Genomic DNA, 12,859 nt, shown 5'->3' with positions numbered 1-12,859 from the left:
TTGTGTTTGTTGGGGATTCAATGGGCGAAAAGGCCGCTGAAGTTTTTGAAACCCTTGACTTCAATCGGGTTGCCGCTTGGGTCAAGGAAGAACATCGTTCGCTGCTCGCCCGCTTCGCCGGAGAAGCGGACCACAGGTGGAATTTCGAAGCGTGTGCCCATTCGCGTAAGGCGCTCGGCCAACACCAGCCATTCTTCCAGCGGGAGCACTACACCCATGTGAGGCATTAATACCTTGTGCTCCCCGACCTGACCGGTTCGGTTGGTAGGGAAGGGGATTCCCAGGTGCAATGAGAGCTGATTGCCGAAAAAGTCGAAATCGACCCAGGTCTCGGTGCTGCGGCCTTCAGTGCAGCCCAAAACATCTCGATAAAAAGTACGCGCCTGCTCTAGGTCGCAAACATGGTATGCAGCGTGAAAGGGTCTGTTCATGGTGTGTTCCCGAGTGGAGGAATACTCAGGTTAAACAGGGTGTGTAGCAGGGTAAAACGGCTTTGCCTTGCTCTGAGCGAAAGGAAAACTTATGGATGTCCGTTTCCTGAAAAGCCTGGTTGCGGTGATTGAAACCGGCTCCATTGCCGCTGCCGCGCGTCGTGAAAACCGCACCGCTGCGGCAATCAGTCAGCGCGTCCAGGCACTCGAACGAACACTGGGTTGCACTTTGCTGTTGCGTACGGCACATACCGCGAACCCTTCAGATCAGTGCTTGCTCTTACTACCGAAAATCCAGGCGATCATAGAGCAGGCTCGGGAGCTGCAGGACTATCTGACGCACGATGGGCTGGCGGGTGAGGTGAAGATCGGCGCGATTTCGACGGCCTTGACGGGGGTATTGCCGGGAGTGATCGAACGACTGTCGTTATCGGCGCCAGGCATTAAGCTGAAGATTACGCCAGGCGATTCACGAAGCCTCTACGAGAAGCTTCTGGCCGGTGACCTGGATGCGGCCATTCTTGTAAAACCGCCGTTTCAGCCGCCAAAGACATTGGCAGTGGTGCAGCTCAAAGCCGAGCCGCTGATTTTGGTTGCTCCGGCCAAACTTGGGGCAATGCCCCTTGAAATACTGTTACGCGAGCATCCGTTTATCCGCTACGACGCCCGTTCATGGGGAGGACAGATTGCTCAGCGTTATCTTGATGAACAGTTGTTCGAACCGCAGATACTGTGCGAACTCGACGCGCTGGAAACCATCGTAATGCTGGTCGCCCGGGGCATGGGGGTTTCGCTCGTACCGCAGTGGGCTGGAATGTCGCTGGAAGGATTATGTGTCTTGCCGGTCGGTGGTGGGCAGCGTTTTTCGCGCGATCTGGTAGTGATGCACAGATCGACGCCACGCCGCCCGATGGCGATGCGGCATCTACTGGATCTATTGCGCGGTTTATCGCACTGCCCGCGCGTCTATGCGGAGCTGGATGAGAAAGGTTGATCAGCCCGGCGCATTGACGGCAGCGGCACGCCGTCGTTGGAGATAAATAAAATAAAGAGCAGTGAGCACCGTCAAGCCGCTGACCAGTGCGCCCGTCCACGGCAAGTCCGCCAGGTCGGCGCCGCTGGCAACAACCAGCCCGCCGATCCAGGCGCCCGCCGCGTTGCCGAGGTTGAATGCGCTCTGGTTCAGGGTTGAACCGAGGTTCGGGGCTTCGTGAGCCTGATCGATGATCAGCAGTTGCAGGATCGGGCACAACGCGAAGGCGAAGATGCCCCACAGCACGAGCGTAATCGCTGCCGGGATGACCGAGTGGCTGGTCTGGCTGAATGCGGCCAATACCAGCACCACGGCCAGCGCCATGCCGACCAGTGAAGGCAGCAATCGGCTGTCGGCGAGACGGCCGCCGAGCATGCTGCCCGCGGTCAGACCGACGCCAAACAACAACAGCATGATCGTCACGCCGTGGGGGCTGACGCCGGTGATGTCCTGCAGGATCGGCGCGATGTAGGTGAATACGCTGAACAGACTGGTCGAGGCCAATACGCTCATGCCCAGGGCCAACAGCACATTGATTTTGCCCAGCACTTTGAACTCGCTGGCCAGGTTGGCCTTGTCCATGACGATGTCTTTCGGCAACCAGACCCACTGCGCAATGGCGGCAATCACGCCGATCACCGAAACGGCCCAGAACGTCGAACGCCAGCCGGCGTACTGTCCGAGCGCGGTGCCCAACGGCACGCCGAGGACGTTGGCCAGGGTCAGCCCGGTAAACATCATGGCAATCGCCTGGGCCCGTTTGTTCGGCGCGACCAACCCGGCTGCAACCACTGAGCCGATCCCGAAAAACGCGCCATGACACAGCGCCGTGACCACTCGCGCAGCCATCAACGTGGCGTAGTTCGGCGCCAAAGCGCAGAGCATGTTGCCGAGGATGAACATCAGCGTCATGCCCAGCAACGTGGCTTTACGTGGCATGTTGGCGGTGCCGACCGCGAGGATCGGCGCGCCGAACACCACGCCCAAGGCGTAACCGGTGATCAACAATCCGGCATGGGGAATGCTCACCGCGAGATCGCGGGCGACATCGGGCAGCAGGCCCATGATGACGAATTCAGTGGTGCCGATGCCGAACGCGGCAACAGCGAGGGCAAGCAAAGCGAGTGGCATGCGCAAGGTCTCTGTCGGTAGTCTTGACGCTCTGATCAGGCATACGCATGCCGAAGACCGTTCTCGACAGAGAGCGGGCAAGGGCAGATTTTTATTGGAATTAGTCTGTGTGCAACTGAGTGCGGCGTGGTCGTTTGCAGTATAAACAGCCGCTGACATATGGCGAATCAAATCTCCATCCGCTTTATGTAGGAGCTGCCGAAGGCTGCGATCTTTTGATTTTTAAAAAGCACGATCAAAAGATCGCAGCCTTCGGCAGCTCCTACAGGTGGAAATTGGGGCAACAATAAGGAGTGTGCCGTGCTTGCGACGGCGTTGGTGTTGGTGGCGGCGCTGTTGCATGCGGCGTGGAATACCCTGATCAAATTCAGTGCGGAACGGTTGCTGGTCGTGGCCTGCATGGACAGCGTGGCGTTGCTGTTTGTCGCCATGATGTTGCCATTCGTGTCCTTGCCGCCGCTGGAACTATGGCCGTGGATTCTGGCTTCGGCGGCCTTCGAGTTGCTCTACCGCTATCTGCTCATCCAGGCGTATCGGGTCGGCGATCTGGGGCTGGTCTATCCGCTGATGCGTGGGTTGTCGCCGCTGGTGGTATTGGCGCTGACGCTGATTTTTGCCGGCGAGGTGCTGACGAACCAGCAGATCTTCGGGATCCTGCTGATTCCGCTCGGCATGTTGTGTCTGCTCTGGCAGGGCGGAGGTGGGGCACGCCTGCCGTGGTCGATGTTGCCGGTGGTGGCGCTGATCGGCCTGTGCATCGGTTGCTACACCTTCATCGACGGTCAGGCGCTGCGGCGCTGGTCGCATCCGCTGGATTATCTGGTCTGGGTCACGCTGCTCAGTGCCTGGCCGTTCCCGTTGCTGGCGTGGGTGCGCAAGCGGCCGGCCTTCAAGTTGTTCTGGCGTGAACAGTGGCGGTTGGGTTTGGCGGTCGGTTTCTGCGTGTTGTTCAGCTACGCTCTGGTGCTGTGGGCCATGCAGCTGGGCTCGATTGCAGAAGCGGCGGCCCTGCGTGAAATCAGCGTGATTCTGGTGGTGCTGTTCGGCATGCGCTACCTGAAAGAACCTTTCGGCCGACCCCGGCTTCTGGCCTGCGGGCTGGTGCTGATCGGCATGCTGGTGATGAAATTCTGACTGCTCTGAAACGTGAAGAAGGGACTGCTTTATGACGGTTGCTCTGTGGTGCATTTTGATCGCGATCTTCCTGCCGTATGTGTGCACGGGCGTGGCCAAGATCAGCGGCGGATACGGTTTGAGACACAATCATGACCCTCGGGGGTTTCTTGATTCCCTGGAAGGTCTGGGCAAGCGGGCGAATGCGGCGCAGCTGAACAGCTTTGAAGTGACGCCAGCGTTTGCGGCTGCAGTGATCGTGGCGCATCTGGCGGGCAATGCCGAATTGGTGACGATCAATGTGCTGTCGGTGTTGTTCATCACCAGTCGTCTGCTCTACATCATTTTCTATCTGACGGACCTGGCGACGCTGCGGTCGTTGATGTGGTTTGTGGGGATGGGGCTGATCGTGAGTTTCTTTGTGGTGTCGGCTTAAAAGAAGGATCAAAAGATCGCAGGCTGCGCCAGCTCCTACATCGAACGTGCAGCCTGCGATCTTTTGTTTTTAAAGCTTATCGGCCACTTGAGGCACTTGCGGCAGCGCTGCACCTTTGGGCCAGAGCATCCAGATTTGCCCCTGCTGCTTCATGTCTCCGGCCAGTTGCCCGGCCGCATCGCCGGTGCCCCAGAACAAGTCAGCACGCACTTCACCGGCAATCGCGCCACCGGTGTCCTGCGCCGCGACCGGCCGAACCAATGCTGTGCCATCCGGTTTGGTTGTGGATAACCAAAGCAGGCTGCCCAGCGGAATCACCTTGCGATCTACCGCTGCGCTGTATCCCGCCGTCAGCGGCACATTGAGTGAGCCGCGCGGCCCTTCGTTGCTGTCCGGGTTGCGAGTGAAGAACACATAGCTCGGGTTGCTGCCGAGCAGCTCCGGAATGCGCGACGGATTGGCCTTGGCCCAATTACTGATCGCGCCCATGGTTACGTCTTCTTTTTTCAGCTCGCCTTGCTCCACCAGCCAGCGACCGATTGGCCGATACGGGTGGCCATTCTGGTCGGCATAGGCAATGCGCAGCTGGCGACCACTGTCGAGCTGGATACGACCCGACCCCTGGATTTGCAGGAACTGCAGATTCATCGGATCGGTCAGCCAAGCGACTACCGGCGCCTTGACTCCGTTGGTCTCGATGGTCGCGGCATCGTCGTAAGGCTTGAGCACGCGACCTTCTAGCCGACCGCGCAGGCGTTTGCCTTTGAGTTCCGGATAAATGCTGTCGAGCGCGACGATGATCATGTCTTCGGGAACGCCGTACACCGGGATGTTGGCCACGCTGGTCTGGGTCAGGCTGCCGGGATAGACCGGTTCGTAGTAGCCGGTGATCAAGCCGTTGGGGTTGTCGTTGGCGGCGCGCAGGCCGTAGACGTCGAGGTTCTGCTTGAGAAAGCCTCGAATGTCGCTGGCCGTTTGCGGCACATTGGCGGCGGCTGCGCACGTACCGCCCCAGACCGGGTCGGCCTTGAGTCGGGTGCAGGCGCTGCGCCATGAGCCGAAACCGGCGACGAGGTCGGTGTCCGACACTGCCGGCAGCGCTTCCCATGTAGCACTGGAGTAAGTGGCCAGGGCATGGGTTTTCGGTTGTTGCTTGTCGCCACCGGTACAGCCTGCGAGCAGGGCTACCATCGGCAGGGTCCAGGCCAGGCTGTGACGCCACGCCTTGAAACAGCTGTTCATGGAGTAATTCCTTTGCCGGTTGCCTGGGTGCTCCATGCGCTCAGGCAACCCGTATTGATAATAGGGCTATTGGTGTTTGCCGATGACACGAGGATACTGGCCGCCGTTTCCCGTGACCTGAAGCCACCATGACTCTCAAAAGACTTTCTGTTGTATTGCTGGCCTGTTTGACGTTGTCCGCTTGCGGTGGTGTCGATCCCAATTCTCCGCTCGGTCAGCGCAAGGCCATTTTCAAGCAAATGCTCAAGACCGGCGAAGACCTTGGCGGCATGTTGCGTGGGCGTATTCCGTTCGACGGCCCGAAATTCGCTGACGGCGCGGTGAAACTCGACGCGCTGTCCCATGAACCATGGAAGCATTTTCCTCAGGTGCGTGAAGAAGACCACACCAGCGCCACAAGCGATGTCTGGGACAAACAGGCACGTTTCCAGGAAATGGCCCGCACCCTTGAAGCCGCCACCGGTGAGTTGGTGATCGCCAGCCAGGTCCAACCCTACAAGGCCAGCAACCTGGGGCCGGCGGTGCAGAAGGTCGAAGACGCCTGCAGTGCGTGCCATAAACAGTTTCGGGATCATTGATCGCTGAAAAGATCGCAGCCTTCGACAACTCCTACAATGAAATACGAACTCCTGTAGGAGCTGCCGAAGGCTGCGATCTTTTGATTTATTTATCCAATTCGTCGACAGCTTCCTGCAACTCCTTGCGGGACTCGGCGAGTTTGTCTTTGCGCTTGTTGATCTTCTCGGGGTCGCCTTTTTTCATGGCCTTGTCGAGATCAGCCTGACGCTTGCTGACTTCGTGCTTGGCGTCGAGCACCTTGTTTTCCCGTTCTTTCTTCAGCGAAGCGTCGGTGCAATTGGAGGTGACTTCGCTCAAGGCTTTTTCCAGGCCTGCCTGCTGGTCGGCATTGCCATGGGATTTGGCCAGTTCGATCTGGTTGATGATGCCTTGCTTCTTGGCGGCGCAGCCGGTCAGGCCCGGGGCGTCTTCGGCGGCCATCAATGGAGCGGCCATTACGCTGCAAAGGGTCAACAGGGCCAGCGGTGAAAGAAATTTCATAAAAGCTCCATGTGAAAAGGCAATCGGGTCGAAGCGGCGATGGCTTGTTTGAGCCCATCAGTACTATTGGGTTCCCGGGTGGGAAGGCATTGCCGGTGACTAAAAGCCGCCAATCCCTGCCTCACGTAATGTTTCACTCAAGGCCAGGACCTGTGGGTCGCGGAAAAATGCGCTCAGTTGCGTCGCGCGTCCGGGGCCGATACCAGGTTCGGCCCGCCAGTGTTCAGTACTTCGTTGTGCGAGCGTCTGCCAGGAATCCGCGAGGCGTGCCTGGCCGGTCGGCGGCATGCCCAGCGCTTTGAGCCAGCGGGCGAAGGGGCGTTGCCGGGCACTCTCGAAGCTGCTCAAAAGACGCGCAGCACTGCGCTCGCCGAAACCATCAATGGTAGCAAGCTCTTGAGCATCGAGGGTCAACCAATCCAGCAGGCTGTTCAGACGGCCTGTTACAAAAAGTTTTTCCCAAGTGCCGGGGCCGACGTGGGGCAAGGCCAGGCCCTGCTTGCCACTGAGCCAGGTCAGGCGGGCGAGAAACTGACCTTCACATCCCGTTGTCGGCTGCCAACAACTCAGCGCATGAAAATCCGTCGCCAGCGGCACACTCAATTCCGCGCGCTCTATGCTGCGCACCACCACTGAGTCCAGTCTGGGAATGGTCAGGCCGGCCAGGCTGATGGCGACCTGGTCGCCCGGTCGGATGTCGAGCGCTTGCCAGCGTTGCAGGGAACTCACACTGACGCGTTTGATTAGTCGGTCGTCGAGCATCACAGGCGTCAGGTCCAGCACTGGGGTGATCCGCCCGGTCCTGCCGATCTTGAACTGGACCTTGCGCACTTCGGCCAGTGCCTGGGCAAAGGGGTACTTCCAGGCAACGCTCCAGAATGGCGGTTTGGCTTGCCAGCGTTCGGCGGGTGGGCGCTGATTTTGCCGCAGAACGATACCGTCGCTGGCGAATGGCAGGGGCGAGCGATACCAGTGATCGCGCCACTGCTCGGCATCGGCAAATTTATTGATGGAGTGGCTGTACGGCGTGGTTGGCGGAAAACCCAGTTCCTCCAGCCTTTCGATGCGCTCCGACACACTAGCCGGACCTTCGGGCCAGTCCCAGATAAACAGGCCAATCCCGGTCGCCTGCTCGGCGCTCAAATTCTTGCGGGCCATTAAACCTGCAACCGTGGAGCGGGCATTCAGACTGCCGGCCTGGGCCTGAATGTGATCGGTCAGGCGCCAGTAGAGTTCGCCTTGCACCAGCAGGTCCAGCGGCTGTGACAGTCGCTGGGGAATGGCGGCGATCTGGCGGGCCGAAACTGTCCAGTCCTGGCCGTGCGTACCGTCACCGCGACTGATGGCTTGAATGAACGAGCCTTGACGATAAATCAGGGTCACGGCAACGCCGTCGACCTTGGGTTGGACCCAGATATCTGTACGGTCACGCAGCCAGTTTTCGACCGCTTGCCCATCGCGCAATTTGTCCAGGCCGGTATGGGCGACGGGGTGCGCGAGCGTGCCGCGTGCAGTGCGTAATGGCTCTGCGGACATGCTCAGGTTGAAGCAATGGCGCCATTCGCTCAGGCGCGTGCGGGACTGATCGTAGAGTTCGTCGGCGACCAGTGAGCGGCCCTGGCGGTGATAGTTGTCGTCCCAGAGATCGATTTGATTTTGCAGTGCGGTGATTTCGTTCGAGGCGCGTTCGAGTGGCCAGTCGGGGCATTCGGCGGCGTTGGTTGCCAGACAGAGGAATGTCAGAAGAAAAGCGATCAGCACGGGCATTGTGAGCTTCCTTGCTCGTTGAGGGCTCTTGAAGGCTAGTCAGGATTTCGTGGTTAGTAGAGAAGGTGTTTTGCCGGGTATTACTGGTGGCGAAGCGGCTGCACGCAAGACAACAAAAAGCCCCGCACGGCGAACCGTGCGGGGCTTTTGGTACAGCCTGGGAAGTCTTACAGGCCGGCAGCGGAACGCAGGGCGTCGGCGCGGTCGGTTTTTTCCCAGGTGAACGTGGTGAAAGTATCGTCACCGACAGTCTTGGTCGCCGGGGTGCGACCGAAGTGGCCGTACGCTGCGGTTTCCTGGTACATCGGGTGCAGCAGGTCGAGCATTTTGGTGATCGCGTACGGACGCAGGTCGAACACTTCGCGGACCAGTTTGACGATCTTGTCATCGCTGATCTTGCCGGTGCCAAAGGTGTTCAAAGAGATCGAAGTCGGTTGAGCGACGCCAATGGCGTAGGAAACCTGGATCTCGCAACGCTCGGCCAGGCCGGCAGCGACGATGTTCTTCGCCACGTAACGACCGGCGTAGGCAGCGGAACGGTCAACCTTCGATGGATCCTTGCCGGAGAACGCGCCGCCGCCGTGACGGGCCATGCCGCCGTAGCTGTCGACGATGATTTTGCGACCGGTCAGACCGCAGTCACCTACCGGGCCGCCGATGATGAACTGGCCGGTCGGGTTGATGTGGAACTGGGTGTCCTTGGTCAGCAGTTCGGCAGGCAGCACGTGCTTGACGATCAGCTCCATCACGCCTTCGCGCAGGTCGTTGTAGGACACTTCCGGGTTGTGCTGGGTCGACAGGACAACCGCGTCGATACCGACAACCTTGCCGTTTTCGTAACGGCAGGTCACTTGCGATTTGGCGTCCGGGCGCAGCCAAGGCAGCAGGCCGGATTTACGGGCTTCGGCCTGGCGCTGCACCAGCTGGTGCGAGAAGGTGATCGGTGCAGGCATCAGCACCTCGGTTTCGTTGCTGGCGTAGCCGAACATCAGGCCCTGGTCACCGGCACCCTGATCTTCAGGCTTGGCACGGTCGACGCCCTGGTTGATGTCAGGGGACTGCTTGCCGATGATGTTCATCACGCCGCAGGTCGCACCGTCGAAGCCGACGTTGGAGCTGGTGTAGCCGATGTCGGTGATCACGTCACGAACGATCTGCTCCAGGTCAACCCAGGCGGAAGTGGTGACTTCGCCGGCGATGATCGCCACGCCCGTTTTCACCAGAGTCTCGCACGCCACACGGGCGAACTTGTCTTCAGCAATGATTGCGTCCAGCACCGCATCAGAAATCTGGTCGGCGATTTTGTCCGGATGCCCTTCAGACACGGACTCGGAGGTGAAAAGGGAGTATTCGCTCATCTCGATGTTTTCCTGAAATTACCGATGGTGAGTGTCGCCAGTCGGCCGCTGAAAGTGGCGGACCTGAATCTGGAAACCATTACGTAAGCCTACATAGAGGCTTTCCCCGGGAACGAGTCCCGCAGCGGTGGCCCAACGGGCCAGATCGTCCTGTTCAAACCCCAACCAGAGATCACCGCAGGCTTCCCTGGCCCAACTCTGGTTGTGGCTACATAACTCTGTCACTAACAGGCTACCGCCTGGTTGCAGCAAATTTGCCATGTGCTTGAGTGCATCGGCCGGCGCGGCGAAATGATGCAGTACCATGTTCAGTACAACGCAATCGGCCTTGAGGCTCACGCCGTTCAAGGCATCGGCCAGTTGCAGGCTGACGTTGGTCAGCATTTGCCGTTCGCACACCTGGCGCGCCAGTTCTAGCATCGCCTGGCTGTTGTCCAGCGCCGTGACCTGCGTGAAGCGGCGCGCCAGTTCCGGCAGAAAAGCACCGTCTCCGGGACCGACTTCAATGGCCGTAGCGTCTGCGCTGAAACTCAGCTTGTCGAGCAAGGCCACCACGCTCTCGCGGTACTGCGGCAGGCCGGCGATCAAGTCTTGCTGGGCGCGAAACTTCTCCGCGACCCGTGAGAAAAAGTCCTGACTGGCCGCCGCCCGTTGTGCATGGACCTGAGTGATCCGCGACTGCACATCCGCAGGCAAGGTCAGGTTGTCCACTTCTTCGAGCAGGGCCGCGTGCAGCTTGCCACCCAACAGATCGGTGTGGGGCAGGGCGCGACGGTAGAAAATCGCATTGCCTTCACGGCGGGTCGCCACCAGGTCGGCCTGGGCCAATACCTTGAGGTGATGGCTCATGCCGGACTGGCCAATGCCGAAGATCTGCGCCAGTTCCAGTACGCCGAACGAGTCGTTGGCCAGTGCGCGCAAAACATTCAACCGCAGAGGATCGCCGCCGGCCTTGCACAGGGCCGCCAGCTCATCGCAATCGTCATGGCGAATGGAAGGCACGCGTAAATTCATAAGGCCGGCAGTCTAGTCACGCACCGATAGCATCGCAAGAGCAATATCAAAAAGTTTTGATATTGCTCGATAGATGGCACTTCTTAACGTTAGCTTCAGTCAACAAACGAATGGCGGAAAGGTTTCACCAGCCCAAACCGTCGTTATCCATTGGAAAAACGCCTCCAGATGACTATCTGTCATTGCCCCGAGGCGTCTGGGTGAGGGAAAATGCTCGCCTTTTTTCCGTTTCGATTATTCACCCTTGTTACAGAACCCCAGGAGATCAGCGATGCCTAGCCGTCGTGAGCGTGCCAACGCCATTCGTGCCCTCAGCATGGATGCCGTGCAAAAAGCCAACAGCGGCCATCCCGGTGCCCCTATGGGTATGGCAGATATCGCCGAAGTGCTTTGGCGCGACTACCTCAAGCACAACCCGAGCAATCCATCGTTCGCCGACCGTGACCGCTTCGTGCTGTCCAACGGCCACGGCTCGATGTTGATCTACTCGCTGCTGCACCTGACCGGCTACGACCTGTCGATCGAAGACCTCAAGCAGTTCCGTCAACTGCACAGCCGCACCCCGGGCCACCCGGAACTCGGCTACACCCCGGGCGTCGAGACCACCACCGGTCCACTGGGCCAGGGTCTGGCCAACGCCGTGGGTTTTGCCCTGGCTGAAAAAGTCCTGGCGGCGCAGTTCAACCGTCCTGGCCACAACATCGTCGACCACCACACCTATGTGTTCCTGGGTGATGGCTGCATGATGGAAGGCATTTCCCACGAAGTCGCTTCGCTGGCCGGCACCTTGGGCCTGGGCAAGCTGATCGCCTTCTACGATGACAACGGCATCTCCATCGATGGCGAAGTCGAAGGCTGGTTCACCGATGACACGCCAAAGCGTTTCGAAGCCTACAACTGGCAAGTGATCCGCAATGTCGACGGTCACGACCCGGAAGAGATCAAGACCGCGATCGAGACTGCACGCAAAAGCGCCCAGCCGACCCTGATCTGCTGCAAGACCACCATCGGCTTCGGTTCGCCGAACAAGCAAGGCAAGGAAGATTGCCACGGCGCCCCATTGGGTGACGCGGAAATCGCCCTGACCCGCGCGGCGCTGAAGTGGAACCACGGCCCGTTCGAAATCCCGGCCGACATCTATGCCGAGTGGGATGCCAAGGAAGCCGGCCGCGCAGTTGAAGCCGAGTGGGATCAGCGTTTCGCTGCTTACTCCGCTGCGTTCCCGACCGAAGCCAACGAACTGGTGCGTCGCCTGAGCGGCGAGCTGCCAGCCGACTTCTCCGAGAAGGCCGAAGCCTACATCGCCGAAGTGGCTGCCAAAGGCGAAACCATCGCCAGCCGTAAAGCCAGCCAGAACGCCCTGAACGCGTTCGGCCCGCTGCTGCCTGAGTTCCTCGGCGGCTCGGCTGACCTGGCCGGTTCCAACCTGACTCTGTGGAAAGGTTGCAAAGGCGTTACCGCCGAAGACGCCAGCGGCAACTACATGTACTACGGCGTGCGCGAATTCGGCATGACCGCGATCATGAACGGCGTTGCCCTGCACGGTGGCCTGGTGCCTTACGGCGCGACCTTCCTGATGTTCATGGAATACGCCCGCAACGCAGTGCGCATGTCGGCCCTGATGAAGCAGCGTGTGATCCACGTCTACACCCACGACTCCATCGGTCTGGGCGAAGACGGCCCGACTCACCAGCCAATCGAGCAGCTGGCCAGCCTGCGCTGCACGCCGAACCTTGACACCTGGCGTCCGGCCGATGCCGTTGAATCGGCGGTAGCCTGGAAAAACGCTCTGGAGCGCAAGGACGGTCCTTCGGCCCTGATCTTCTCGCGTCAGAACCTGCAGCATCAAACCCGTGATGACGGCCAGATCGCCGACATCAGCCGTGGTGGTTATGTGCTGAAAGACTGCGCAGGCGAGCCGGAGCTGATCCTGATCGCTACCGGTTCGGAAGTGGGTCTGGCCGTTCAGGCCTACGACAAACTGACCGAGCAGGGTCGCAAGGTGCGTGTGGTTTCCATGCCTTGCACCAGCGTGTTCGATGCCCAGGACGCCGGCTACAAGCAATCGGTTCTGCCGTTGCAGGTCAGCGCGCGTATCGCCATCGAAGCTGCTCACGCGGACTACTGGTACAAGTACGTGGGCCTGGAAGGCCGCGTGATCGGCATGACCACCTACGGCGAGTCGGCGCCCGCGCCTGCCTTGTTCGAAGAGTTCGGCTTCACCCTGGAAAACATCCTGGGTCAGGCTGAAGAGCTGCTGGAAGACTAAGCACTG

The 12,859-nt window shown here is 59.7% G+C and carries 12 protein-coding genes; 5 read left to right on the top strand and 7 right to left on the bottom strand.

Features of this window, described 5'->3' with window-relative positions; translation table 11 throughout:
- Positions 1 to 17 precede the first annotated feature (17 nt).
- A complete protein-coding gene (locus tag ACM110_RS10125) occupies positions 18 to 431 on the bottom strand; it encodes a VOC family protein (protein WP_416127658.1) in 414 nt (137 codons plus the stop codon).
- Positions 432 to 522: 91 nt separating this feature from the next.
- Between ACM110_RS10125 and ACM110_RS10120 the strand changes: the two genes are divergently transcribed.
- On the top strand, positions 523 to 1,425 hold the full coding sequence (locus ACM110_RS10120; protein ID WP_416127657.1) for a LysR family transcriptional regulator: 903 nt from the start codon (positions 523 to 525) through the stop codon (positions 1,423 to 1,425).
- Here ACM110_RS10120 and ACM110_RS10115 read toward each other — a convergent pair whose 3' ends face one another.
- Entirely contained in the window at positions 1,426 to 2,595 is a 1,170-nt protein-coding gene (locus tag ACM110_RS10115) for an MFS transporter (RefSeq protein ID WP_416127656.1), read from the bottom strand.
- 300 nt (positions 2,596 to 2,895) lie between these two features.
- On the opposite strand from ACM110_RS10115, the gene ACM110_RS10110 reads away from it, so the two are divergent.
- A complete protein-coding gene (locus tag ACM110_RS10110) occupies positions 2,896 to 3,729 on the top strand; it encodes an EamA family transporter (RefSeq protein ID WP_416127655.1) in 834 nt (277 codons plus the stop codon).
- A 31-nt stretch (positions 3,730 to 3,760) separates the two neighbouring features.
- On the top strand, positions 3,761 to 4,144 hold the full coding sequence (locus ACM110_RS10105; protein WP_338583637.1) for an MAPEG family protein: 384 nt from the start codon (positions 3,761 to 3,763) through the stop codon (positions 4,142 to 4,144).
- Between the two features lie 69 nt (positions 4,145 to 4,213).
- Here the strand turns inward: ACM110_RS10105 and ACM110_RS10100 are convergent, their stop codons facing one another.
- Entirely contained in the window at positions 4,214 to 5,386 is a 1,173-nt protein-coding gene (locus ACM110_RS10100) for a murein transglycosylase A (RefSeq protein ID WP_416127654.1), read from the bottom strand.
- A 128-nt stretch (positions 5,387 to 5,514) separates the two neighbouring features.
- Between ACM110_RS10100 and ACM110_RS10095 the strand changes: the two genes are divergently transcribed.
- Positions 5,515 to 5,964, top strand: coding sequence for a c-type cytochrome (locus tag ACM110_RS10095; protein ID WP_416127653.1), 450 nt, complete (start codon positions 5,515 to 5,517; stop codon positions 5,962 to 5,964).
- 85 nt (positions 5,965 to 6,049) lie between these two features.
- Here ACM110_RS10095 and ACM110_RS10090 read toward each other — a convergent pair whose 3' ends face one another.
- The 4 genes from ACM110_RS10090 to ACM110_RS10075 all read right to left on the bottom strand — a co-directional run bounded on the left by ACM110_RS10090 (position 6,050) and on the right by ACM110_RS10075 (position 10,584).
- A complete protein-coding gene (locus ACM110_RS10090; RefSeq protein ID WP_416127652.1) occupies positions 6,050 to 6,445 on the bottom strand; it encodes a DUF1090 domain-containing protein in 396 nt (131 codons plus the stop codon).
- A 99-nt stretch (positions 6,446 to 6,544) separates the two neighbouring features.
- Positions 6,545 to 8,212: an NAD-dependent DNA ligase LigB gene (ligB, locus tag ACM110_RS10085; protein WP_416127651.1), complete on the bottom strand. Its 1,668-nt coding sequence runs from the start codon at positions 8,210 to 8,212 to the stop codon at positions 6,545 to 6,547.
- Positions 8,213 to 8,379: 167 nt separating this feature from the next.
- Positions 8,380 to 9,570, bottom strand: coding sequence for a methionine adenosyltransferase (metK, locus tag ACM110_RS10080; RefSeq protein ID WP_416127650.1), 1,191 nt, complete (start codon positions 9,568 to 9,570; stop codon positions 8,380 to 8,382).
- A gap of 18 nt (positions 9,571 to 9,588) precedes the next feature.
- On the bottom strand, positions 9,589 to 10,584 hold the full coding sequence (locus tag ACM110_RS10075; protein WP_416127649.1) for an ArsR/SmtB family transcription factor: 996 nt from the start codon (positions 10,582 to 10,584) through the stop codon (positions 9,589 to 9,591).
- Between the two features lie 271 nt (positions 10,585 to 10,855).
- On the opposite strand from ACM110_RS10075, the gene tkt reads away from it, so the two are divergent.
- On the top strand, positions 10,856 to 12,853 hold the full coding sequence (gene tkt / locus ACM110_RS10070) for a transketolase (RefSeq protein WP_416127648.1): 1,998 nt from the start codon (positions 10,856 to 10,858) through the stop codon (positions 12,851 to 12,853).
- Positions 12,854 to 12,859: the final 6 nt, after the last annotated feature.

Source organism: Pseudomonas sp. NFX98, assembly GCF_047784845.1.
Classification (GTDB): Bacteria; Pseudomonadota; Gammaproteobacteria; order Pseudomonadales; family Pseudomonadaceae; genus Aquipseudomonas.
The sequence above is the reverse complement of the archived record's forward strand: the minus strand, read 5'-3'. Positions and strand labels throughout refer to the sequence as shown.